The 23832-nt window shown below is 58.5% G+C and carries 19 protein-coding genes; 10 read left to right on the forward strand and 9 right to left on the reverse strand.

Translation table 11 applies throughout. The annotated features are described in order from the left end of the window. The first annotated feature begins 754 nt into the window (after nucleotides 1–754). The 5 genes from IV500_RS18140 to IV500_RS18165 all read left to right on the forward strand — a co-directional run bounded on the left by IV500_RS18140 (nucleotide 755) and on the right by IV500_RS18165 (nucleotide 4916). Nucleotides 755–1300, forward strand: coding sequence for a hypothetical protein (locus tag IV500_RS18140; protein WP_196398228.1), 546 nt, complete (start codon nucleotides 755–757; stop codon nucleotides 1298–1300). A 10-nt stretch (nucleotides 1301–1310) separates the two neighbouring features. Further along, nucleotides 1311–1739, forward strand: a complete 429-nt coding sequence (locus tag IV500_RS18145; protein WP_196398229.1) for a hypothetical protein — start codon at nucleotides 1311–1313, stop codon at nucleotides 1737–1739. Nucleotides 1740–1772: 33 nt separating this feature from the next. Continuing rightward, entirely contained in the window at nucleotides 1773–2216 is a 444-nt protein-coding gene (locus tag IV500_RS18150) for a hypothetical protein (protein ID WP_196398230.1), read from the forward strand. Nucleotides 2217–2913: 697 nt separating this feature from the next. Next, the gene (locus tag IV500_RS18160) at nucleotides 2914–3945 is read left to right on the forward strand and encodes a nucleoid-associated protein (RefSeq protein ID WP_196398232.1); all 1032 of its coding nucleotides are present in this window, start codon (nucleotides 2914–2916) and stop codon (nucleotides 3943–3945) included. Then, complete coding sequence (locus IV500_RS18165; protein ID WP_196398233.1) at nucleotides 3942–4916, forward strand: RelA/SpoT-related domain-containing protein; 975 nt, start codon at nucleotides 3942–3944, stop codon at nucleotides 4914–4916. The genes IV500_RS18160 and IV500_RS18165 overlap by 4 nt, the downstream gene beginning before the upstream one ends. 181 nt (nucleotides 4917–5097) lie before the next feature. Here the strand turns inward: IV500_RS18165 and IV500_RS18170 are convergent, their stop codons facing one another. After that, the gene (locus tag IV500_RS18170) at nucleotides 5098–5241 is read right to left on the reverse strand and encodes a hypothetical protein (RefSeq protein WP_196398234.1); all 144 of its coding nucleotides are present in this window, start codon (nucleotides 5239–5241) and stop codon (nucleotides 5098–5100) included. Nucleotides 5242–6329: 1088 nt separating this feature from the next. Next, entirely contained in the window at nucleotides 6330–6506 is a 177-nt protein-coding gene (locus tag IV500_RS21675) for a hypothetical protein (RefSeq protein WP_230855154.1), read from the reverse strand. A 538-nt stretch (nucleotides 6507–7044) separates the two neighbouring features. Between IV500_RS21675 and IV500_RS22325 the strand changes: the two genes are divergently transcribed. The 5 genes from IV500_RS22325 (at nucleotide 7045) to IV500_RS18200 (ending at nucleotide 12512) form a co-directional block, all read left to right on the forward strand. Next, a complete protein-coding gene (locus tag IV500_RS22325) occupies nucleotides 7045–7278 on the forward strand; it encodes a DUF4192 family protein (RefSeq protein WP_376770227.1) in 234 nt (77 codons plus the stop codon). Nucleotides 7279–7340: 62 nt separating this feature from the next. Beyond that, nucleotides 7341–7577: a glutaredoxin domain-containing protein gene (locus tag IV500_RS18185; RefSeq protein WP_196398236.1), complete on the forward strand. Its 237-nt coding sequence runs from the start codon at nucleotides 7341–7343 to the stop codon at nucleotides 7575–7577. Nucleotides 7578–8051: 474 nt separating this feature from the next. Then, on the forward strand, nucleotides 8052–8420 hold the full coding sequence (locus IV500_RS18190) for a hypothetical protein (protein WP_196398237.1): 369 nt from the start codon (nucleotides 8052–8054) through the stop codon (nucleotides 8418–8420). Next, complete coding sequence (gene mobF, locus IV500_RS18195) at nucleotides 8417–11968, forward strand: MobF family relaxase (RefSeq protein WP_196398238.1); 3552 nt, start codon at nucleotides 8417–8419, stop codon at nucleotides 11966–11968. The genes IV500_RS18190 and mobF overlap by 4 nt, the downstream gene beginning before the upstream one ends. A gap of 1 nt (nucleotide 11969) precedes the next feature. Then, nucleotides 11970–12512, forward strand: coding sequence for a hypothetical protein (locus IV500_RS18200; RefSeq protein ID WP_196398239.1), 543 nt, complete (start codon nucleotides 11970–11972; stop codon nucleotides 12510–12512). A 96-nt stretch (nucleotides 12513–12608) separates the two neighbouring features. On the opposite strand, the gene IV500_RS18205 is transcribed toward IV500_RS18200, so the two are convergent. The 7 genes from IV500_RS18205 to IV500_RS18235 form a co-directional block, all read right to left on the reverse strand. Continuing rightward, nucleotides 12609–15689 carry a type III restriction-modification system endonuclease gene (locus IV500_RS18205; RefSeq protein ID WP_196398240.1) on the reverse strand — a complete coding sequence of 1027 codons (3081 nt, stop codon included), beginning with the start codon at nucleotides 15687–15689 and terminating at the stop codon, nucleotides 12609–12611. Between the two features lie 5 nt (nucleotides 15690–15694). Further along, the gene (locus IV500_RS18210; RefSeq protein WP_230855155.1) at nucleotides 15695–17587 is read right to left on the reverse strand and encodes a site-specific DNA-methyltransferase; all 1893 of its coding nucleotides are present in this window, start codon (nucleotides 17585–17587) and stop codon (nucleotides 15695–15697) included. Between the two features lie 18 nt (nucleotides 17588–17605). Then, nucleotides 17606–18271 (reverse strand): DUF4391 domain-containing protein, encoded by a 666-nt coding sequence (locus tag IV500_RS18215; protein ID WP_196398242.1) that lies wholly within the window; start codon nucleotides 18269–18271, stop codon nucleotides 17606–17608. Further along, nucleotides 18264–21557 (reverse strand): helicase-related protein, encoded by a 3294-nt coding sequence (locus tag IV500_RS18220; RefSeq protein WP_196398243.1) that lies wholly within the window; start codon nucleotides 21555–21557, stop codon nucleotides 18264–18266. Before IV500_RS18220 ends, IV500_RS18215 begins: the two co-directional genes overlap by 8 nt. A 4-nt stretch (nucleotides 21558–21561) precedes the next feature. Then, nucleotides 21562–21762 (reverse strand): helix-turn-helix domain-containing protein, encoded by a 201-nt coding sequence (locus IV500_RS18225; RefSeq protein ID WP_196398244.1) that lies wholly within the window; start codon nucleotides 21760–21762, stop codon nucleotides 21562–21564. 311 nt (nucleotides 21763–22073) lie between these two features. Next, nucleotides 22074–23252 carry an ArdC-like ssDNA-binding domain-containing protein gene (locus tag IV500_RS18230; RefSeq protein ID WP_196398245.1) on the reverse strand — a complete coding sequence of 393 codons (1179 nt, stop codon included), beginning with the start codon at nucleotides 23250–23252 and terminating at the stop codon, nucleotides 22074–22076. Nucleotides 23253–23267: 15 nt separating this feature from the next. Beyond that, nucleotides 23268–23831, reverse strand: a complete 564-nt coding sequence (locus IV500_RS18235; RefSeq protein ID WP_196398246.1) for a hypothetical protein — start codon at nucleotides 23829–23831, stop codon at nucleotides 23268–23270. Nucleotide 23832 lies beyond the last annotated feature (1 nt).

Raw genomic sequence — 23832 nt, forward strand, 5'->3', positions numbered from 1 at the left:
GCGCGTTTGCGCCGCCAGTTAGAGGTGACACAGGGCCGGTTGGAGAAGACCGAGGCAGCCCTGGAGCTGATGGGAAAACTGCAGGCGTTCTTAGAGAACGCCTCACATGATATACCGGACGAGCCCCGGTCCGGGAAACGCTGATGGCTACCTACCGAGGGATGCTGGAACTGAAGATCCCCGCACGGGAAGCTGCCGCCCTGACGGGTGTTTCGCGCACGACCGCGAACCGCAAACCCGCTCCGCCGCGCGACCAGGTGGCGGTGGTACCGCAGAACGGGCAGTCTGTTCATGACCAGGTGCCGGTGGGGCCCTCGGATGGAAAACACTGTTTTCGGGTCCGAAATCTCACGTTTAGGGGCGGTAGGCAATTGCAGGAACACGGTCGAAGACTCCTTGAAATGGCACTTCCAGCCGATTTGGGCCAGCGGTCAATCGCCTTGGAGGCTCTTCACGGGTTTGACGCGCGTTTTTGTTCGCCGCTCATCAGCGGATTTACGAGGAACACTCGGATTCACAGTTTTGGAGGGAGTATCATCTTCGTGCGAAATCGAAGCCTCATTGGTACCTCCGACTCCCAGAAAATCTGCGCCGAGACTTGGGCCTCAAAAAAAGGGGGAGCGGCTGCGTCATTGCGGCTGACCGACCTGAGCTTCTCGGGAAGGCGCGGAGCATCCAGCACCTTCTCACCTTCACCTTTCTGCCCGTTGAGGTACCTATGGGACGCTTCAGGCTTACGAATCGGGGGCTTGGCATGACTATGCGATACGAAAATTTCAGCAATAACTTTGGTGCCGGTGAATCCGTAATCGTTAATGCGGACGAGTACTTAAGGGTCGAAAGTGAGAAAGAACGGGTAGGAGCGGTATGGACGTCCCAGCTATCTGCTAGTCAGACATTTGAAGCACTTTCTGACCTGTTAGGGAAAAGGGATGCAGAAACTTCTGGCCATATCGTTGTTGAGGAGCTCGACGGTTCCCGATGGGAAACAGACGGGACAACAGAGGACATCAAAATTTTTGCCCGTGAGGAACCGGATCGCATAGTTTCCGTCGTTTTGGACTCCGGTTTCAGTAGGCTCCGGTGGGCTCGGCCTGAACTCAGGATAAAATCAGCAGTCAAGAAGACCGCAGAGATCGGTCTACTAGCGGACCCTAAAGTATTCAGGGGCTTCGCAAGTGTTCTGAGTTCAACTGCCACAGCTGAAATCCACAAAAATCCAACATTAGTGACCAGCAAAGTAAGGCAGTTGCGACGAAGGGACGCCACGACTGAAGGGCAGAATCTTGACATCAGCTAGAAGTCGACTTATGCGTACAGCCACCCCTGTAGTCGGACATTTTGGCGGCATTGATGGCCTAAGGCTTCGCACAACAGTGATCGGCTCGCCGGGCAGCAGCGCCGTGCAGTCAATGGTCGTCATCAACCGGTACGAAGGGGTAGTGGAAGTTCACTCCATCTGCTCGACGATTCAAGCTCACGAAAATTTTGTGTATGTCGTTCAGAACCGGGGTACTACATCCTTCCCGAATCCTAAAACCTGGGAAATTACGGGAGCTACAATAAAGGCAGAAAGAGACTCCGCTCCCGTCAAGAGTTACTTGGAAAACTATAGCAAATCAACACCTAGTAAGATCGGGATTAAGGCAACGGCGTCAGTAAGAGGATCTGATACGTTTGTAGATGAGTGCAACAGCGAGATTACGTGGCCTAAAGACCAGGATGCAATCTGGGGCTAGTAGAAAGTATTGTGTCATATGTGGACCGTTTTGATGATGATCCTCATTGCGTTCGCCGCTCAAATTACAACGTCCGCAGCGCCTCTCTCATTCTTGAGATACATTGAGGATCAGGTGCGCTATTGGGAGTCCGAGAGGAGCATAAAGGTTGTTTTCGCACCTAACCTCACACCCAAAAAAACATCCAAACGGGCGGCAGCGAAAATTGATATCGTACAAGCAAGCGTATCGATTGCAGCGGTTTTTCCGATTTTGTTGGCCGTTATGAAGCCTGATTCCCATAACTCCTTCCTACTCGGGATAGGTTCCGTCGGGGCAGTTGCTGCGACCTATACTTCCCTTTCATGGCTGGATCGAGTCGGAAAGTATGACGACTTCACGTGGACCATTGTTAGCCCTGGTTTTGTTTTTACTATGGTAGTCTACGGCTTCCTATTTTACGTTTTTTGGTTAAATCCACAACTTGAAGCACCGTAAAAAATTGCCTGAATTTTTCGTGAACCGTGATTCCCAGGATCGGTCGGTGCATGAATGTGACAAAAACCGCTGACAAAGGGCAGTTGTCAGCGGCCTGTTCCACGCCGATCAGTGCGGCGGTTGCACTTCTTCTGGTTGAGTCGTGAGTCGGCTTGACCACGCCTATGGTGGCTCCGTGCTTCGAGCCGAATTATGCCTTAGATCAGCAACGTCGTTTCCGGGGCCGGGGATAGGTGCGTGGTCATTCGACGCGCACTCCGAGTGATCTTGCCTCCGATGCCAAACAGCTCTACCCGGAGTTCTTCGGTGCATGGCGCCTGGCTTTCGTGGCCGTTGAACGCGACCATCTGGGTCCAGGCCATGATGCCGGAAGCGAAAATGACAACACCAGAGCTTCACCCCCGCTATGGCATTGGAAGACAAGTTCGCCAGGAGAGACGTCAGGGTCTCTTTGAATTGGAAGCGACCACGCAAACCACTTCAAAAGAAACCCTGACGTGCATAATTCCACTTCCAGCCTGTGCGGGCGGTGGTGCGGTCGTGCTGATGCCCTGCTGGATCCTGGGGGTCAGGAGGCGTGAATCTCGGCTTGAGAACTGGTTGGGCCTTGGCGGGATACCATCGAATTGCCGCGTTGCGTTGGCACACAACTGATAAGTTCAGTTAGTCGTCCTCCCTTCCTGACCAGGAGTTATCTGTGGCCATCACCATTTCTAAAGCGATCGTTCATGAAGTGCCTAAGGGGGCGCACTCTACGAAGAATGACACCGACGTGACTCTGAGTACTGAGCTCACCCCTTTGCAGGTGGAAACTCGTAGATTCATCATCGATAACATGGTCAAGTTTGCCCTGAAGCACCCCAGAGACATTAAGTGGGACGAAGCGGCGTCATCTAAGACGCCGGCACTGGTCGCTAAAATCATCAACGACACCGAAGATTGTTTTGTTCAAAGTTCGCAAGAAATCGCAAAAGTGCTTTACAGGAGCCAGACCTCCAATAGTCCGTCCGGGATTCTGGTGGTAGCTCGCGTGGTCAAGGACGGCCGCAACGCGGTGCTGCTGATGAAGGCGGAGCATCAAGAGGGTATGCGCCTGCGCCGGGACGAGGGTTCCGGCCGTCTGGACCTTGAACATCTGAACGAATTGATCGTTGGTCAGAATTCCAAGATCTATAAGGTCGCAGTGATGGATCTGGCAGACGACGGAACAGTAATTGGCCAAATGGTTGATCAACAGAATGGCGTGATGTACGCGGACTTCTTTCTCGCCGGCTTTCTCGGATGCCAGCTTGCTGATAAGGCAGAACTTCAAACCAAAGTTTTCATGGAGTCCGCGATCAAGCACTTTAATGAACAACTAAGCGATCCAGTCAAAGCCTCGCGCTACGCGGGCGCGCTATCGGCGTACATGCACGCTCCAGCCGAAGATTTCCAGCCAAGTGTCTTTGCCGATGATTTCCTCGAACCTCAGGACCGGGACGACTTCTTGGCCGCCATACCGGATTCGGTTGGCGATGGAGTCATCCGTAAGAACTTCAAGTTGATTGCGGGTGGGGGCTCAGGCGTTCGAATAGTCGGCCACGGTTTCACCGTCGTTGCGAGTAGCGAGGCCTTCGCGTCCGGGAATATCTCCGTGTCCAAGTCTGACAACGGCGACACGGTAATCAAGCTGAGCGGCGACGTTAAGCAGATGACCTTCGGCGCCCTCCCAAAGAGCAGCCAGCAGTGAGTGTCAACGTTCTATCAGAACGCCATGAAGCAGAAAAACCTCATCTGGAAGCGGCTCTCAAGGCTTGGAAGAAAAACCTGGAGAACCTCGCCCGGCCAATTGACCGAAACGTCCTCGTGGACGGCAGGGTCAAGGAGCTCCAGAGCTTGCTCGTCAAGGCTTACAAGGATGGGCCAGCCTCGCCGCGATCCTGGGACGCCTTCGGAGACCTGGTTGCACTCAAGGTCGTCTTCCCAACGCTGGCGGGTGCAGAAACCTTCACGACGAAGCTCAAAGATCTGGCGCGTTGCAAGGGGATCGCCTGCAGCCTGGACTCGCGCCGTTCGGCACCAGAAAAGTTGGAATATAGTTCAGACCAATTCGACTTATGCGATCCGGAGATCTGTGATGCTGCCGGAAACGGGCTTAAGGTAGAAGTCCAGGTAAGAACCGTAGCCAGCGACGCATGGTATATGGTAGACCACCGGCTAAGGTACAAGAACGCGACAAAGCTCCCCGAAAACTTGCGGCGTCGGGTGCTACGTCTGATCGTGTTGACCGAGCTGTTCGATGCGGAGGTGGACTCGTTGATCAAGGATGTAAACGCGTACGAATCGGACACTCCAGCTGGCCTGTTCAACCGAATGAAGGAGCTCTTCACTGATTTCACCAAGTCCTACACGCCGTCGGCGCGACCGGAGGGCCTTTTCGAGACACTCCTGAGCGCCTATAACGAGAAAGATCAACTTGCGCTCGTCGACAAGCTCCGAGACCTCTTGGCGGAGGATGGAGCGCATCTTCGCCAAGTTATGAGCGAACATAAAAACGGGGCTGAAAACTACGTCGAAAAGTACGACTGGCTCTACATGCAACCCGAGGTGCTGCTCGTAGCTGATCTGGCTCGAAAGCCGAGACTGCTTGCCAGCACCGTGGAAAATACAGATTTTGAGCAGCTCGTGAACAACATGGCGGATGAACTGAAGGTCAATTAACCTACGCGTATTCAAGGACACCGCCGGACGGCTCGGGCGCATGCCTGATCTCTGGTCAGAACAGTTGGCCCATCTGGTCCCTTGGCGCATCTAGGTCTCTGCTCAAGCTCATTGCCGTCCACGGAACCCAGCGTCGACGCCGGTCAACGACGTTCGAGCCCGGCGCTGTCTGAACCGCCTGCTACGCCTTGTTGCGTTCGTACCACACGACGCCTTTGCGCGCGCCGGCGGTGGTGACGCTTACCGCCAGACCGCCGGCGGCGAGGAACAGTACCATTTGCCAGTCAGTTGGGTCCGGGGTCTGGGCCCCTTCACTTTCCTTCATGGCCTGGAATGCAGGAAGTTTTCATCTGCTTCGGCCTGCGCAATCTTCCTTGCGCCCTGCTGTGCTTGCTTGTCTGCGTTGATGTCAGCGCGCACCTTCGAAAGCATTTCTGGTGAGGAATCAAGAACGTCGATAATACTGGGGTCGAAATGAGTCCTCTCCCACGCCCCTAGCGCGGACCCGCCCTACCCATTGTCGTGAGATCGCTGGACTCCGCAAGCCTCGCCCTTGGATGTGAGGCCGTACGCACCTGGTTGCCCGCAGAGGAATCCCTGATCCCTCAAAAGGCGATTGACCTCCATCGCGTTCGCGCCTATCTGCGAGCCAGTTTCTGAAGCTGACAGCCCAAACTTCCCCACGACTTCCCCAAATCCAACGTCTGCTGTCAGTCTGCACGGAATCCGTCTCCATTGTAGGGGCCCGAGGTGTGTGAGGCTGCCTCGTCAGAAGACTCCACGCCGTCGCGGGCCAATAGTCGTGAACATTCCGTTACCGCTGTGTTACCGCGGGACTCATCCGGGGCAAAGCAAAAGGCTCTGCTTCCCTTTGTTTACAAGGGAAGCAGAGCCTTTCTAATCCGCGGTGACGGTGAGATTTGAACCCATCTCAGCCTCTCACCTGAACTGCCTTTCGAATGGTGCGGCTTCGGCCGCGCGGACGAGCAGCGCACCACAGACGAGTCCCACGGATTGCAGATTAGATGTCACGCCACCGGCAATCACTTGCTGTTCTTTCACTGTGCACTACTTTCATCGGGCACTCGCTGCTCAGCCGTTTAACTCTGGACGTTCGATCATGTCGTTAAGCCACGTCAGCCCCGTGAAATGTATGAAGACGGAAACAGGAATTCGCTCTTGTTGCGCCGTTAGTCTTCCAGCGGTCAGGCCAAACTCCTGCCCCCGACGATCGACCTGTGGCAGCGATGCAAACCACGTGGTGCCTTCTGGAGCCCCATCATCGCTGGGCGGGCCCTCCACGCAACCAGGGCGCTGCGTGCCGGCCACTCCTCCAAAGAGGAGCAAGATAAAGGAACCGATCAGAATCAGCAGCCCGGCCGACGCCATCAGCTACATGGGCCACGGCTTCGGCTACTGGCCACAGGAAAGCCTCGTCTGCGCGCCCTCGACGGGAACGCACTCGGCCCCACGCTCCGTGTGTGCTCCCCGGGAACCACGGACTTCTTCGAGACCTACACCGAACGTCTTGCCAACTGCTTCGGCATCGACCACGGCGCCTCCGCCGTCCTCATCGCCCTCTTTACTCACCAGATCTGGGGCAAGGGCATGAGCAAGCCTTTCGCTGCCATGGTCCAAGGACTCAGGCGCCAGTTCTCAGCCGCCGGGTTGCTCGTCCATTGCATATGGATCGTCGGGCCCACATCCTTTGCCCCGTACGACGGCGCCGACCCCACTCTCTGCGGCAAGGAGACGCCACTGGCGGCCCTGCACCCTCAACACCGAACTGATCTACCAAGGCAGCCTCATCGAACAGAATGACACACCCGCCATCCCCGGACCGCCACCCACGAGGACCGCGACGCCGTCGAGTCAGCCATGCGGGACATGGCCACCCACCCGGCCCAGTGCCTCAGCTCGGCCTATCGGTTGTGGATAGAGCTCATCGACCACAGCACCGAGCCCACCACGATCAGTTGACAGAGGTCTTTGCCGGGCTCCAGCACCTCGGGCTCAGAGACCAGATTCTGGCCGACATGCCGACATCGACGAACCCATGGGAGCCACCCTCTTTGGCGCCACGGACAAAGGCGCGCGATGGAACCGGACCGACAGCTCCGAATAACTGCTGCGGCAACTATTCACCATCGCCACCCCCACCCACGCCGCAGCACCCTTGACGATGCTCGGGCACATCTGCTGGTGGAAGGGCCGCGGAACAGCAGCCGCGAATTACATGCAAGTCGCCCTCACGTTTGATCCGGACTACCACCTGGCCAGCATGCTCGACCAGCTACTCGGCGCTGGCGCAGTTTCCGACTGGGCACAACACAAAGACACCGCGTACCGAAACCACCACTAGCAAACATCTGCGATTCAGTACTAGAAGAAGCAGAGCGCGAAGCGGATAGCGAGGCGAGGAGAATGAAGATCACGGTCTACAGCAAGCCAGGCTGCCAGCAATGCAAGTTCACCTGCCTGGCCCTGGACCATGCCGGCATCCATTACAGCGTCATCGATCTGACCACCAACGCAGCCGCCCTCGAGTACGTCCAAGACCTTGGTTACTCGCAAGCCCACATCGTCGTCGTCAGCGGTCACCATCACTGGTCAGGATTCAACCCCACCCAAATCGAACGACTCCGACTCGCCATCCAATAATCACCCCAAAATAGGAGATCCAGTGCCGTATGAAAACCTCATGCGGCACTCCCCTGGGCCACCACCACCCCCCGACTATTCCCCCTTGCAATCACGGCAGCCAGATGTCACCACAGACACTTCCCTCAGCCAATTTGCCCCTCATTACCGTGCTGCTGCCGCAACCAAAAGTCCTTCAAAAGTCCTTCAAAAATCCTTCACACGTCTGGCACCCAAGGTCCTGCCCGTGGCGGGAAGCCCCACGGGCAGTCATGGGGCAGCCCTCTCACGCAGCCATGAATCGGTATGTCCATGCAAAAGTGCGCAGAATGCCAAGCCCCATTTGAACCACGGCGGTCCACACAGCTGTACTGTTCAACCAAATGTTCCGGACGTGCCCGCGAACGGCGCCGACGCTACACGCGACGAACCACAGCACGCGTAGCCACCCAAACGCTGGTCGCCGTCGAACGCGCCAGTGGGAACGCACGCCTGTTGACGGCCGAAAAGCAATACCGGCACAGCCTGCAATCTGGAACAGCCGCGGTCCTGTCCAAGTCCCATGAAACCATCCTTGCCAAGGACAAAGTCATCGACGAACAACGGTCCCAGCTGCAGCTTATGAGCGCCCAGGGTCTGGACCTGTGTGGTCAACTCGCAGAAACCAAGGCTGAAACGGTGGAGCTGAAGCTAGAGGTCTCGCGAATCCTGAAGGACCGAAAGGCAGACCTGCAGGATCTGATGCATATCGCCGTCCGCATGCTCCAGCTCACCAACCATCTCAGCATCCCCCTCGACCGTCCCACCGCGGAGATTTTCCGCCGTCGCAGCTGGAACACGAAAATCCCGGCAAAATCACGATGACCGTCTCCATCGCCCGGCTGACCGCGCACAGCGGCGTCAAGTACCTGCTGAAAACCACCATGCACGACGACGTCCCCCTCACCCCAGGCGATGCCACCGGCTACTACATGAAGGCCGGCACTCCCCCGGGCCGCTGGCTCGGCAGCGGTCTTGCAGGCATCAGCCGCTCAAGGCTCGACCTCGTAACCAGTGACGACGCCAGCGCTGTCTTCACCGACGCAAACCACCCCGACACGCACCAGCCGTTGGGCCGACATCATGGCGAAACCACCCTCGCCCACCACAACGGCGAGGAAATCCAACGCGTCGCCGTTGCCGGATTCGACCTGACCTTCAGCGTCCCCAAATCCGTTTCTGTCTTGTGGGCGCTGGCTCCACATGACGTTCAGCAGCAGGTTCTCGCGGCCCACCATGACGCTGTAAACCAGGTCCTTGAATGGCTCGAGGAATCTGCCATCCACACCCGCACCGGTCGCGGCGGTGTCGCCCACGTTGCCACAAAAGGCGCAGTCGCCGCCGCGTTTGACCATTGGGAATCCCGTGCCCGCGATCCACAACTGCACACGCATGTCGTCATCGCTAACAGGGTGCAGCGGGCTACGGACGGCGCCTGGTCCACCGTGGATTCACGGACGCTCTACAAGGCCACAGTGGCGGCCAGTGAACACTACAACGGCCTGCTCTTTGACCGGTTGCAGGAACGGCTGGGCGCGGTCCCGGGCTTTCGTCCGCCCATCAACCGCGTGCGTAACCCGCGCCATGAGCTCGTAGGTGTCGATGACGCCCTAATTCATGAATTCTCCAACCGGACCAGGCGCATCGACGAGGAGAAAGACCGGCTGGTCCAGGCGTGGACGCAGGAACACGGCCGGGCGCCTTCCCCCACCATGGTCGTCAAGCTGCGCCAGCAGGCCACACTGTCCACCAGACAAGCCAAGGGCAAGGAGCCACGACCGCTCAGCGACCTTGCCTCCGACTGGCGGTCCCGTGCCCAGCGGCTCGGCTTTGAGCCCGCCCAGGTCATCCGCTACACCATCAACCGCTCACATGAACGCCCCGTCACCGCCGCAGACCTCACCGAACCGTGGGTCACCGCCGCTGCCGCCGCTGCACGGTTGGCAGTGGCTCATCGTCGAGCCACTTGGAACCGGTGGAACCTCCTGGCCGAGGCGGAGCGTATCTGCGCCGAAATCCGATGCGCCTCCCCCGCCGACCGCCGCCACTTGATTGACGCCGTCACCACAGCCGGTGAGTCCCAGTGCGTCGCGCTCAACGCCTACCGCTACAACGTCCCGCTCAACGCCGGCGATGACCTCGTCTTCGCCGGCCACGCCGTCTTCGAATTCCATGGCACCCGCCTGTACACCGACGTCGGCATCCTCGCCGACGAGCAGCTGGTCATGGACACCAGGAACGACGACGGCGGACCCGCCATCGCGCCCGACCTCACCGACACGTTCCTCGCCCAAAACCACAACAGCCGGGGCCGGGCAGCGTTGGCCCCAGATCAAAGCGTCGCAGCACACGAGGTGCTTTCCAGCGGCAGGTTCCTTGACGCCGTCGTCGGTCCCGCGGGGTCAGGCAAGACCACCACCATGGCCGCCATCCGCGACGGCTGGGAACAGGTCTACGGTGCGGGCAGCGTCGTCGGACTTGCCCCGGCGGCCGCGAGCGCCGAGGTGCTCGGCAGGAACTTGGGCTTGGCGGCTGAGAATGTGGCCAAATGGTTGTATGAAACGGTGGGCCAAGGTGCGGCCCACCGGGCGGAACAGTTTCAGGATTTAGAGACTGCTGATCCATCCTCGTCGTGGCAGCGCGCCAGAACGACACAGCGGATGGCTGCTTTAGCCATGCAGCAGGAGCAGTGGTCATTTCGGCGCGATCAGCTCGTGATCGTGGATGAGGCGTCGATGGTTTCGACCGTTCAGTTGGCGGCCCTGGTGCATCAGGCGCGCGACGCGGGCGCCAAGATGGTGCTGGTGGGGGATCCTGCGCAGCTGGATGCAATCGATGCCGGTGGGATCCTGGGCTGGTTGGACCGGCAGGGCAAGGCGGTTCAATTGACCAGTGTGCGGCGGTTCAGCAATGCGTGGGAAGGGCCTGCGTCACTCCTGCTGCGCGTGGGTGATGTCAAGGCGATCCAGGCGTACGCATCGCATGGGCGTTTTCACCACGGTGAATACCTGGAGATGATCGATCAGGCATATGAGCGGTGGGCTTCGGACATCCAGGCCGGGGTTTCGTCCATTCTCATTGCGCCGGACAACGAGACCGTCACGGTCCTCAACGAACGTGCCCATGCCGAGCTGGTAGACCAGGGCAGGGTTGATGCTGGGCGGATGGTGCGTCTGAGCGACGGGCTCGGCGCCGGCATGGGTGACACCGTCATTGCCCGCAAGAACGACCGACGGCTCACGGATGATTCCGGCGATTTCATCCGCAATGGCACCCTCGTTAAGATCACGGCCAAGCCGGGCAACGATGGATCAGCCTTGGGCCGCCGGCTCGATACTGGCCAGAGCATCCGGCTGAGCAGCGAGTACCTCATGGAGGCAACCGAGCTCGGATATGCGACGACGGCGCATCGTTCCCAGGGCATCACAGTCGACACCAGCCACACGCTGCTGACACAGGGTTGCCTGACACGTGAGCTGTTCTATGTGGGCATGACGCGCGGGCAGGACAGCAACAGCGCCTACGTCTGCGAATCCGGTCCCTGCCACGATGATGAGTTGCACAAAGCGCCCGAAGCGACCTGGTTGGACATCATCGGTGAGGTCCTGTTGGCGCAAGGTGCCGAGCGGACCGCCCACGAGGTCGGCAATGAGGAACAGGGGAACGCTCATTCCCTGCACCGCCTCGCCGTTGAGTATGACTGTCTCGCGCAGATCGCCGCGGCCGGTGACCTGCGTGCCGCCGTCGAGCGCGTCCGGCCAGACATTGCAAGCAGTCTGGAATGTTCGCCGTCTTGGGGCGCGGGTGTCGCCGCTTGGCGACGGGCAACAGCTGCCCAGCCACGTGCGGCGGCAGCAACGCTGGAGCACACCATTCAACGCCCCGTCGACGCCAACGACGTCATGGCCGTTCTGCATGCACGACTCCGCCTGGTCGGTGGCAGCACGGCGGCTGGCAACGACGATTGGCTGCATGAGGAGCTCAGCTGTAGCCGGCCGGATGTCTCGGACATGATTGTCCAGGTGCGCAGCCTCGCCGCCGCCAGAGTCCAGGATCTGAAAGTGAAGGTGATGGCGGGCACCGATCCATGGACAAGGCGGCTAATAGACTCGCTCCCCGACGGCGTCACAGCGATTGACCGAAACACATTGGTGGAACGTATCGCCATATATAGAGACCGCTGGCTCATCGCGGAGGATCCGGAACCATTGGGGCCACCCCCGGCGGATTACGAATGGGAACGCTCCAACGACCGGCGACAACTCGAAACTGAACTTGCCCGGATGCATAACACCGCATCAGCCAGCAATAAACCCGCCACCGCGAAGGTTTCTGTCGCCGCCGCCCTTACCAACGTCGGATGGGATATTTAGAATGAAGTCGGAGGAGGCCGTGATGGACAATAACCCGATGATCAAGCCGCAGCTCAGCGGCGGCCTCCTCGTCGCGGTGACCGTCATTATCAGCATGGTTCTGCTGTATGTAGTCGCCGTAATCCTGATGACGTGGCCTGGATTCCAGAGTGTTTGGATCGCGTTCGGCGTCGCGCTCTTGGCGGCAGGCTTGGTTTTCTGGTGCTGGGCCCGGCGGGTTCAGGGCCGGCGACAGTGGCAGCAATTTGCTAACAGGCAGTGGGAATACCTAACCCGGATCAAAGGTGAACACGAAGCCACCGCTGAGATCACCGTCCTCAGTTTCGAAGAAATCCAACCGACTGGCTCTTGGGCAACCATCCGCTGGAACAAGTTCGGCTACGTTCAGCCGGGCTGGATCGAGAACGGAACGTTTGCCATCTGGCCAGAGTCCGTCCTACTCATCCGCCCCGACCCGACGCAAATTCAGGTCGGTGCGCCATGGCCCCCAACTTATTACCTCAGGTCTCACGCTTGTCTGGCGATAGCACCGATACGGGTTTAGTGCGGTGCCGTAACCGCGGGAGGAAACTCACCTCGGTCCGAAATGCGCAAGACTGCTCGGTCGGGTTTGTATCCGCCGAGTTTCTTGAGGTCTCCCTTACGCGGTCACGAGCTGCATCAGCTCGGTGTAGTCGGTAACGACGTCGTAGGTGACATCTTGGCCGTTCTTCTCACTAATAGACGCGAAGAACTTGCGGGCACACTCGATCTTGGCGTCCTCGACGCCCTTGAGCTGGAGCGTCGAGAGGGAGCCCTTGGTCTCGGCAACGAAGTAGACGTGCTTGACGCTGCCCTCTGTGAACGCGATCGCCCAGTCGGGGTTGTAATCACCTACCGGAGTCGGGATGAAGAATCCGCGCGGGAGCTTCGCGTAAACAGCGACCTCCGTACTTGTGTCCAGCTCGGTGACGAACGCGCGCTCGATCTTCGAGTCGGTCACTACGAAGTCGTAGACGTGCTTCTTGAGCTTGGCACCCGCCTTACTGAAGTCCTGTGCCGTTTGATTCTCAGTGAAGATCGCCGAGTCGAACCGGTCCTCCAGCGCATCGTAGGTCAAATGCTCAACGATGACGGTCGCCTTCTGCTCGTTGATCAGCCGCGCCGCCTCGGTAATGAACTGCTCAGGGTTGAGACGGAACTTACCGAACGTGCCGGGTGCAATACCGCGGAGGATAGCGGCAACCGTGCGACGGGTGAGCTGGGTCTTCTCAGCGATCTCACCAAGCAAGTCGTACTTCACCTGCGATCCCGCACTCACGGTCTCGGTGTGAGTCTGCGTGGTCGAAACCGCGAACCCCGAGCCGCTCGCGAGGTCATCAGCCTCCAACTTATCGCGCTGCTGCCCTGCTTGGACGACGTACTGCATCGCGGCGACGTTGAGGTGCTTATCGAGGTGGTCGACGGACTTGTGGATCAGTTCGGCCGAGTCGAACTCGACTTGGTAGACCGCCTTGTGATTGATCCGACCCCAGAGCGCTTGGAACTCCTTCTTGGCGAAGTTCGCCTGGTTGAGCGGGATCCTCTTCGGCTTGCGGTCGTCGGTGATGTCCGGCGCCGCGACGTGTAGAGCGTCAACTAGTTCGGCAACCTGGTAAAAATACGGCTGCAATGAGGCTGGCAGCTCGGGCATCTCTGGCAACTCGGCCCGACCGTGCCACTTGTCGGTGAGGTGCTGCTCGTAGTCAATAAAGGCGTTAACCGTTAGCCAGTACTGGAGTTGCTTTGCCTCGTCTTGCGAGATCGTGTGAATGGTCCCGGTCGTAACATCCTCGACGGTCTTGCCAACAAAATACTCTGGGGTAGCTTTGCGTGGCCGGGCAGCTAAGGACTCCGATATCTCCTTCTGCAGTCCGGCAACGAAGTCGGTGTATGACTCGTCAGTGACCACCGTCAGTTCGTTGATGTCGTGCACAGTGGCGGGATTGTCCATCCGTTCGCCGCGCTGGTCGACGGCGAGGCGTAAGCCGCGGCCGATCTCTTGACGACGGGAGACGGTGTTATCGCTCTTCTTGAGCATGCCCATGACGAACACGTTGGGATTATCCCAGCCCTCACGCAGTGCGGAGTGGGAGAAGATGAACCGCACCGGCTCGGCGAATGAGAGCAGTCGCTCTTTGTCCTTCAGGATCAGGTCGTACGCATCGATATCGTTGGACTGGCCTTTGTCATCGCCGCGGCCGGAGACATTGCCGTCGACTTGATGCTTGGATTTCTTGTCGATCGAGAAGTATCCCTCGTGCACCCGTCGAACCTCGTCGCGTAACAAGTACTGCTGAAACGCCTCGGTCGCGTCGTCGATCGCGAGTTCGCCGAGCACCTCGTCGCGGATCGCAGCGAACTCCTCCTCGAATGTTCGGGCGTAGTCACCGAGGGTGTCTTCACGGCTGTAGTCGCGGTATTTGGCAACCTCGTCGATGAAGAATAGTGATAGCACCTTGACGCCCTGACGAAACAGCTCACGCTCCTTATCTAGATGCGCACGGATGACCTCACGAATTTGGATGCGCCGCTTCGTGTCCTCGGCGACGTCGCGGTCGGCGAGTTGTCCAGCGATGACGACGTCGCCGTTACTCAGCTCGATTACGTCACGGTTCGCGTCGATCTCGGTGATGAACAAGCCCTTGTAGGCCTCAATTCCGTTCGACACATCGTGCAGGTTCGTACCTACGTCGAGGCGCTTGACCTGACGTTTGATGCCAGTTTTGGTCTGTACTTCGATTTCGACCCGGGCACGCGGCTTCGCGCCCTTGGCGATCTCGATCGCGTCCAGATACAGGTAAACGGTGGATCCGGCCAAGCCCTTCACCGTGATGCCGCGCACCGCGATCTTCTTGACCAGCTTCTGGTTGTAGGCGTCCAAGGCGTCGAGGCGGTGTACCTTCGTGTGCTCCACCTTGTGCGTTGCCGAGTACCGCAACATCATCAGGCCGTGGAAGCGCGAAAGCGCATCGAGGGACTTCGCAGCACCAATCTTTTGCGGCTCATCAATGATCACGATGGGTCGGTTCGCTGCGATCACGTCAATTGGACGCCGCGACTGGAAGTCGTCGAGCACGTCGTAGATGCGACGGTTATCCTTGCCAATCGCGTTGAATGCCTGGATGTTGATGATCATTACCTGCACTCCAGCGTCGGAGCTGAAGCGCTCGATCTCGTGCAGCTGCGAAGACTTGTAGATGAACGATCGCGGCTTGGTCCCGTAAAGCTGCTGGAAATGCTCGGAAGTGACGTCAAACGACTTCTTGATACCCTCACGGATCGCAACCGAGGGCACGACGATGATGTACTTCGACCAGCCATACCGCTTGTGAAGCTCCAAGATTGTCTTGATGTAGACGTAGGTCTTTCCGGTTCCCGTCTCCATTTCAACGTCCAGGTTCGGAGTCCCAGGGGCCGCCTTGCTGTCGATAAGCGTCGGCGATAGCGGCAGGTTGCGCGACCGCTGGACCTTATGAACGTTCTCCAGCAGCTGAGTAGAGGAGAGCGCGATGTCAGCGTTCCGAAGCCCAGAGTCGGGTGCATCGTTCGTCTCGAACAGCGTCGGGTTCGAGGCAGGCGTCACCTTGCCAGGGTCGATTCGATACGAGATGCCGTCATGCTTAGGCTGCCCCTCGAATACTTCGACAACCGAGTCGACAGCATGGGTCTGGTACTGCTGGACTTTGAACTGTAGTTTCATCCCGATCAGATCGCCTTCACGTCAGTCGCCGGAGAAACCTCGCGGAAGACTTGCTCCGCGTTTATCCGCGCGTCATCCGACGCGAAGCCTGAATTGCGGAACACAGCACGGAGTGGCTCGCGCTTCGCAATCTCGTGGACGAGCTCGGGAGGCAACGTCTCATCGAAGCAAGCGATCAATGCGCCGCCCTCAACGATGAACACCTCACGATTATTGATCTGTTCGACGACGATGGGCATCGTCACTTCAAGCCCCCAGTCGAGGAGCACCTGAAAGAGCAAATCTTCACCCGAGCGGCCAGGCTTCACGCTCCCCTCAAGTTGGTCTAGTGCCAGCTGATCAGTCGCATCTGGAGTACGAAGAACATCAACCATGTTCGACGTATCGACCCGAAGAGTACGGAAGCCACAGTCCAGATCCTGTCCGTGTAGACCGGCCTTCGCGAGGATCCCGATTCCGGCGCGCCGCACCCGTTCCCGAGCGGTTGCAGCGATCGTGACAAAACCGAGCCCATGGGCCAATGAATTTTCGTTGTACTCCTCAGCAAGTTGCACAAGCACGAATCGCCGGGCCTCGCCATCTTCGGCATTCAGTTGCATAACAGCGTCGGCGGTGGTGCCCGAGCCTGCAAAGAAGTCCATAACGATGTCGTCGGCACGTACGTTTGCCACAAAACAGAGGTGTTTGATCAGCGACGTCGGTTTCGGTGTGTCGAAAACGTTCCCCTCGGGAAAAAGCGCATTGACCTCGCGTGTTGCTGCTTGGTTGTCACCGACAAGTGTGCGCAACAAAAGCGTCTGGGGGCGAACTCCTTGCTGGTTCTCGGATAAGAAGCCCTTCACCCTCGGGAAGTTTGCACCACGTTCCCCCCACCACAGCCGATTCTCTGAAATCAGGCGTTCCATGGAAGAACGGCCGAAGATCCAGGTCCTGTTCTGCGAAGGATAAACATCTTCACCCGTACTCGGATTACGGACGGGGTAGTAAAGATTGGGTCGTTCCTTAGCGGTCTTGTTGATCGTGCAGTCACTCGACGACCAGAATCCCCGCGGATCATTGTCAGGATTCTTGTAACGGTCAAGTTGCTCGTCACCCATTGGGAGTATCCGCGCGAGCCATCCGGACGCATCCTGCCTGTCGGACGGGTGGCGCTTCGAGTAGACGAGAATGTGGTCGTGAGTCGCTGAAATGTTCGTTGCATCGCGCTGTGGGGATTGCTTGCGTTGCCACACGAATGAAGCTTCAAAATTCCCGGCGCCAAAGACTTCGTCCGCAACCTTGCGGAGATTTGCAACCTCGTTATCATCGATGCTGATCATGATTACTCCGTCACTAGCGAGCAGATCTCGCGCAAGCCGCAACCGCGGATAAATCATGCTGAGCCAGTCGCTATGAAATCGACCGTTCGCCTCTGTATTGGCAACCAGTTTGGTGCCAGTTTCATCCGCCTGCCCGGACTTCCTAAGATACTCCAGCGTGCTTTCGGCGAAGTCGTCATCGTAGACAAAGTCGTTCCCAGTGTTGTACGGCGGATCAATGTATATCAGCTTGACCTTGCCGAGGTAAGACTCCTGGAGCAGTTTGAGAGCGTCGAGGTTGTCACCTTCGATGAAGAGGTTCTTTGTGATGTCAAAATCCACCGACTCTTCCCGGACGGGACGCAGCGTCTTGGCGATCGGCGCGTTCGCGGCGAATGCCGCGGCCCGCTTTCCCGGCCAGTCGAGTTGGTACCTCTCCTGAGGCCCTTCTACGACGTGATCGGAGAGTTCCTGGCGCAACAGATCGAAGTCGACGGCCATCTTGACGTTACCGTCAGCGTCGACGGACTCAGTCATGACGGTCGGGAACAGTTCGGCCAGCTTGTCGATGTTGGCATCGGTCAGATCGGGCGACGTCATTCGTAGTTTCTCCACGGGTTACCTCTGCTGTTCGCGTTCTTGTTGTCGAGTCTTAAGGGAGCGGCGCAGCTCAATCTTGCGGTTGAGCTGTGGCTCGGTGCGGAGCTTGCGCTCCAGGGTGGTTATCTCGCGTTCGAGTTTTCGCACGGTTGCCAGCCTGTCGGCAACCTCTGACATCTCCTCGCCGGGCCGTGCCTTCACCGGCGTTAACGGATCCAAGATCGCCGCGTAGAGGGTGGGTAGACTTATCGCGGTCGGGAGCGTCTGCCGTTCTACATCAGCGGGGAGCCAACTGGTCGAGTAGTAGGCGCTGATCTTCGGGGCGCCCAAACCGAGCTGCTTGTGCGCCGCGGCCATACGGATTTGCGCTTCGCCAGCCGTTGCTCGGGTGATCTCGAAGATGATTGGGTACTGGATGGCCTTATCGATCGCAGCCAGCACCTGGTCGGCGACGTCGCCGACCTTGGTGTCGATAAGAAAGACCTGGATCTCGGGCACACTCGTGCTGCCGGGAAGGTTGATGGTGGATTCGGCAAGCTTGTAGGCCCAGGTGATGCGCTGGACCTCAGACACAAACTTCTCACGCACTGCGGTGCTGACATTGCCGTGCTCGTAGAATTTCTCCTTGGGCACACGACTGCCGAACTTCGCTGCGACAGGCCATTTGTACAGCAGATTAACCATTGATCCCAATCCCCGTGGAGGGGTCCACAATGGCGACGAATGCGATCAGCTCGAAGTCGTCGAGGCCTGCAATGGTCTGGGTCAGGGCGGTGGTTTGGCCTCCGGTGAAGAGGCTGTCGATGTCGCGTTCTTCTGTGACGTCAATCATCGAATGGATAGCATCCGTCAGAAGCTCGGAGTACTCGTTCATCTGCGCACCGTCACCTGTAGCTGTGTTGAACGCGTGCACGACCTCGGGGATAGGTTCGTCGTAGGGGCGGCATCCAGCGCGGAGCAGGTCGAGAAGGTGCTTAGCCTCGGTGTGGTCGGCGATGACGTTGCCCTCGTCGTCCAGGTAGACAAGATAATGCGGATGGAGCCGGTTGCCACGGTTGCCGCTCTTCTCGGTGAGCTGAGCATCGTCTGCGTTCACGCTGTGCAGCGCAAAGATCACGCCCGGCTTCAGACCCTTCGCAGGGTCCGCAGGAACGACGGCGTGCAGGCCCTTGGGTACGCCAGCGAGATCTCCGTTGTCTTTGATGTAGCCGAGCAGATCCATCCGGAAGTCGTTGAGCCCGAGGTCAGTGATCGAGACACCGGTGCGGACGTCTTCGAGCTCAATGACTTCGTCCTGAAGCTTACGGAGCTGTTCTTTGCGGAACGCTGCATCGGAGTTTTCCAGGGTGAGGACGTTGTCATCGGCAGTACCGGCCACGTCAGCGATCACCATGCGACTCTCGACCCGCTCTTTGAGGTTGATGTACTCGTCGAGGGAAATGTCGGGCCAGAAGTTGACCAGCTGTATCTGAGCGTTCGTGGAGCCGATGCGGTCGATACGCCCAAACCGCTGGATGATCCGGACCGGGTTCCAGTGGATGTCGTAGTTGATCAGAAAGTCGCAGTCCTGGAGGTTTTGCCCCTCGCTTATGACATCAGTGCCAATGAGGATATCCAGTTCGCGCGTCTCACCAGGCATGGTGAGGTGCCGTTGCTTCGATTTGGGCGAAAACATGGCCATGACCTGCTGGAAGTCGAATCCGGTGCCGAGAGTGGCCTTGGCGCCATGGCTGCCGCCGGTGATGACGGCCGCCTCCAGCCCGACTTTGGTGAGCACCGGGGCAAGCTCACGGTAGAGGTAGTTCGCGGTGTCGGCGAACGCCGAGAAGACCAGCACTTTGCGGTTGCCAGGGTTGATCGGATCTGCGACCTTTTCGGTGATGAGTTGTTTGATTTTCTGCAGCTTCAGGTCGTGGGCCGGCGTGACCTCGCGCATCTCGTCAAGCAGTTCTCGCAGGGTCTCGCGGTCGTTCCATAGGTCCCGCTCCCAGGACTCGATGTCGAGGTCGTCGAGGTCGATCTTGATCTTCTCCCCGAACGAAATGGCCTCGATGTTCGCGTCGTCCTCGTCATCGAGATCAAAGTCAAGCCCGGTGAGGTCGACGCTCAGGTTGGTGAGAGTTCCTGCGTGAGAATGGAGGCGCCGCAGGGTGCGGTCCACTGATTCCTCGATTCTGCTTACGGTCAGGCGGAACGCTTCGACTGAACTCTCCAGTCGTTTGAGAAGGTTCACCGTCATGAGCTTCTTCAGGCCTTGCTCGCGCCCGGCTTGGCCAAGGTTGGAGCGGGCATTGCCCGTTGTGACGTTATACAGATCCTCGTACTTACTCATCCGGCTTGGAAATACGTAGGCCATCGGAGTGTAGACGGCGAGGGTAAGCGCTTGGAGTTGCTCGAAGATGTCGTTGAAGCCCGGCACATGCGCTAGGTCGGTGAGCGGTGCGCGGATCGAGAGCGGTGGGAGGCGTTCGGGAAAGGCACCGATCTCGGTGGTGTCGTAGAACGCCTGGATGTGCTTGCGTGAACGGGCGATCGTCACCGCGTCGAGTAGTTCGAAGAAGTCGAAGTCGAGCATCTTGAGGATACGGTCTGTGGTGCGATCTTGAGTGTCGAGTTTGGACCACTCATTGAAGACTCGCTGCGCATCGCTGAAGACTTTCTCTACGGTGGTAGAGAGGTTCAGATGCTGGGCGAGGTTCTCCGACTCCCCTTCGTAGGCGAGTTGGAGCTGGTTCTTCAGGTCGTTGAAGCGGTTGTTTACCGGGGTTGCCGAGAGCATCAGCACCTTGGTCTTCACGCCTTCTCGGATGACCTTCCGCATGAGCCGCTGGTAGCGAGATTCTTTCTCCTCGGCGTAGTCAGCGTTACGAAAATTGTGCGACTCATCGATGACGACCAGGTCGTAGTTGCCCCAGTTGATCCGATCCAGCCTCAGGCCGAGCGACTCGCCGCGTGTGCGTGAGAGGTCGGTGTGGGCGAGGACGTCATAGTTGAACCGGTCAGAGGCAAAAATGTTTGTCGTGAGATTCGCGTTGTAGTTTGTCCAGTTCTCGGAGAGCTTTTTCGGAGCTAGCACGAGCACCGATTTGTTGCGTAATTCGTAGTACTTGATCACTGCCAATGCCGTGAAAGTCTTACCCAGACCGACGCTGTCGGCGAGAATACAGCCGTTATAGGTCTCCAACTTGTTGATGATCCCGGTTGCCGCATCGCGCTGGAAATTGTAGAGGCTCTGCCAGACCTTTGTGTCTTGGTAGCCCGTGCGATCGTTCGGCAGGACGTCTTCGTTGATGTCGTCAAGAAACTCCGCAAACAGGTTGTACAGAACTAGGAAGTAGATGCGCGCTGGGGAATTCTCCGCATACACACTGGCAATGTGATCATGGACCGTTTGAGTGACGTCGTCGAGCTGATCGTGATTGTCCCAGATTTGGTCAAAGAGCTGGAGGTACTGGGACGTCATCGGCGCCTCGTCAACGCGTTGCACCATGTTCGACACAGCGTTGCCCCGCTCGTAGCCAAGGTCGGCAGTGGTGAAGCCTTGCAGGGATGTGTAAGCGGCGCTGTCCCCAACGACTGCGAACTGCTGCATTGGGTTGCTGGTTGCGTTCGAGCGGAACGTGACCTTGCGACGTACCCAGTCGGCACATTCTTTCGCAACTGCGCGCTGGGTGAGTTGGTTACGCAACCTAATCTCAAACTCCGACCCAGACAGGCTCGATTCGGCGTGCCCACCTGGGATGAAGAACTCGCGGCGCTCCTTGCGGAGCTTGTCCATCATCTTCTCCGTAACGAACGCTGGCGTCGTGAAGATGAACTCCAGCTCAGAAACCTGCTCCAACTCCTTACGGAGCGCCTCGAACGCGAAGATCGAGAACGTCGATGCAGCGATACGGACTTTGGAATCCGGGGTAATCTCGGTCTTGAGATCATCTCCAAGGAGATCTGTGACGTTATTGATGATGCGCAAGCTGTTATCCCTCCGCCCCGTCAGCCGCATTTCCGGCTGCGCCGCCGCCCCGAACCCAGTCGTCAACCTCGCTGGCCTGGAACTTCCACAGTCGACCGATCTTGTGGGCGGGCATGCCCTTCTCAGCGATCCAGGTGTAGACGGTGTCCTTGGTGACGCCGAGATGGGCGGCAATGTCGTCAGCAGACAGCCATGGCTCAGTCAAGTCGTCTCCTCGCGTAGTGGGTCCGGTAGCGGGCCGACCGTCCTCATGATAGCGGAGGAAAACGGGTTTGTATGGGGATGTCCCGGTTCAAGCGGATTCTACGGTCCAATATGTTGGAGGGATTCACGAAGTTCATCACGGTACAACAAAATTCCTCGCCCCGGGCTATCCCATGCCGCCCCCGTCGCACAGGCCATGTAGCTATTCCTGCCATGCAAACTTTGTGAAAGGATGCATTCCCAGCTGGGTGGCGGAGAACCACAAGAAGGTCTTCTCCTTCTTGCTGCAGCGTATCCCTTTCCTCAACGACTTCAGCCGGCCGAGGTCGGGCCCCACCCTTGAAGCGGTACTTGGGCTTGGGGACGGTCATCCAGAACCGAGACCAAATTATAACTAGGCGTGAACTCATGACTATTTTTTGGGCCCACAGCAGCAAACCGGCCACCGAATCCCGGAGGATTTGTAGTCTCCAGAATCGTTTTGGCCACAGACGTCACTCTACCGAGAACTGACCTCGCAATATCCACTCGCGACATCGGCTTCCTTTCGCGAGTGCAGCGGAGTATTGAGTCAGCTTCGGCTTCAATCACTGCGTCAGCCCAGCCTGCCAAGTAGGCAGCGGACTGCGCACCTCGGTCAATCCCGTGAGCCCGCAAGACGACGTAGGCTACAGATTCTGCCTCAATCTCGGCCAGGCCTCGGTGTTCGGAGCTGCTGCCATAGAGGGCGCCGACAGCGTCTCCAGGAAGGTGTAGAGATGCGTGAGCAAGTTCGTGCGCCAGTGTTGCAACGCGCTCCCCGGCGTCCAGCCAGGACCCGACGCTGATCAATCGACGAACGTGGTCTGTATAGCCGTCAGCCAGTCCGGCCTGCGTCTCCGAGACAACGAGGTTGTAGTGGGCACTTCTGGCGACAGCTGTGAGAGGTCCCCACAGCTGAGTGTATGAATCAGCTTGGAGTGGTACCTCAGGCTGGCCCGGAGCCGGAACGAGCAGCGGCTCACCTTCAGTTTGCGATACATCGAACACTGCCTGTCCTCGCCATCCAACAATGCGGGACCGGTTCGTCCCATCACCTGGCTCAGCCGGCACCCGTTCGCCCGTCGCCGTGCCGCGTCCCGTTTCCTCATCGTTGGTGATTCGGGCTGTTCGTGGCGCGATGACATATAGGGCATGTTCGCCTTTGAGCACATAGCGTCCGTGCCGATCCCACTCCTTGTACCCGGCAACGAGCGAAGGCTGAACAGGTCCGCGTTGGGCCATTTGCATCAAGAGCAACGCGACGTTGCCGCCGGAGTACCGCCACATGGTTGCCGAGGCGTCGAGGAGCCGATGCCACTGATTCGGGTGGTCGACGGCGTCAGCGAGCAGCGTGTAGAGCCCCTCTGTGAGTTCCGCGACGCGTTGCTCGGGTCCTGGGTGGGAAGCTGGCGGCGCTCCCCCGCTTGTGTCAACGGCAGTTAGCCGTGACGGTAATGGTACGGATTTCATTGCACCCTTCCTCCGTTACTGCCCAGGATCGGCGTTGCCCGAATTGCCATCACCCGGAGTGTCCGACTCATGCTGTTCTGACCGGTCCGGTCGTGAACCCGAAAGATCAATCACGTTCCCCGTCATAGCTGGACCTTCGTCCGGCAACCGGCGGACCGGTGGCTCGCGGTGCTGTTGCAGGCTGACGCATCCTGCTGTCCTGGTTTGATCCCTCAAGCGGGCGATGCTGTGTTCGAGGCGTTCGTGAAACCCCAAGGGGCCGTAGCCGCCGTCGTCCTCCATGTAGGAAGCCTGCTCTGCACGTTGGAGCGCATACAGTTCGGCGACGATGTCCGAGTGCCGCCACCAGCAGTCGGAGATCACGGAGGTGGGCAGGTGGTAGGTTTCCACGAACCAGCGGACCCAGCTGCCGAGGTGGTTCCAGACGGCCTTTGCCGTGCGTGGATCCATGTCACGCCACCGGTACGTCATGGGTACCCGCTCGGACCGCAGGCCGCGCGTTGAGCCGAAGAGTAGGGCCGCGAAATTGTCTTCGGCACCGTTTTCGACGTCGTATTCAAAGGATTCGTTCTCGTCCATG

Origin of the sequence: Arthrobacter terrae, assembly GCF_015708085.1 — a bacterium.
Lineage (GTDB): Bacteria > Actinomycetota > Actinomycetes > Actinomycetales > Micrococcaceae > Arthrobacter_M > Arthrobacter_M terrae.

Bases quoted from the DNA above. Each gene is read 5' to 3' on its own strand.
- IV500_RS18150 (WP_196398230.1), top strand. From the start codon at position 1,773: ATGATGATCCTCATTGCGTTCGCCGCTCAAATTACAACGTCCGCAGCG.
- IV500_RS18205 (WP_196398240.1), bottom strand. From the start codon at position 15,689: ATGAAACTACAGTTCAAAGTCCAGCAGTACCAGACCCATGCTGTCGAC.
- IV500_RS18185 (WP_196398236.1), top strand. From the start codon at position 7,341: ATGAAGATCACGGTCTACAGCAAGCCAGGCTGCCAGCAATGCAAGTTC.
- IV500_RS18235 (WP_196398246.1), bottom strand. From the start codon at position 23,831: ATGGACGAGAACGAATCCTTTGAATACGACGTCGAAAACGGTGCCGAA.
- IV500_RS18145 (WP_196398229.1), top strand. From the start codon at position 1,311: ATGCGTACAGCCACCCCTGTAGTCGGACATTTTGGCGGCATTGATGGC.
- IV500_RS18230 (WP_196398245.1), bottom strand. From the start codon at position 23,252: ATGAAATCCGTACCATTACCGTCACGGCTAACTGCCGTTGACACAAGC.
- IV500_RS18210 (WP_230855155.1), bottom strand. From the start codon at position 17,587: ATGACGTCGCCCGATCTGACCGATGCCAACATCGACAAGCTGGCCGAA.
- IV500_RS18140 (WP_196398228.1), top strand. From the start codon at position 755: ATGACTATGCGATACGAAAATTTCAGCAATAACTTTGGTGCCGGTGAA.
- mobF (WP_196398238.1), top strand. From the start codon at position 8,417: ATGACCGTCTCCATCGCCCGGCTGACCGCGCACAGCGGCGTCAAGTAC.
- IV500_RS18215 (WP_196398242.1), bottom strand. From the start codon at position 18,271: ATGGTTAATCTGCTGTACAAATGGCCTGTCGCAGCGAAGTTCGGCAGT.
- IV500_RS18200 (WP_196398239.1), top strand. From the start codon at position 11,970: ATGAAGTCGGAGGAGGCCGTGATGGACAATAACCCGATGATCAAGCCG.
- IV500_RS18170 (WP_196398234.1), bottom strand. From the start codon at position 5,241: ATGAAGGAAAGTGAAGGGGCCCAGACCCCGGACCCAACTGACTGGCAA.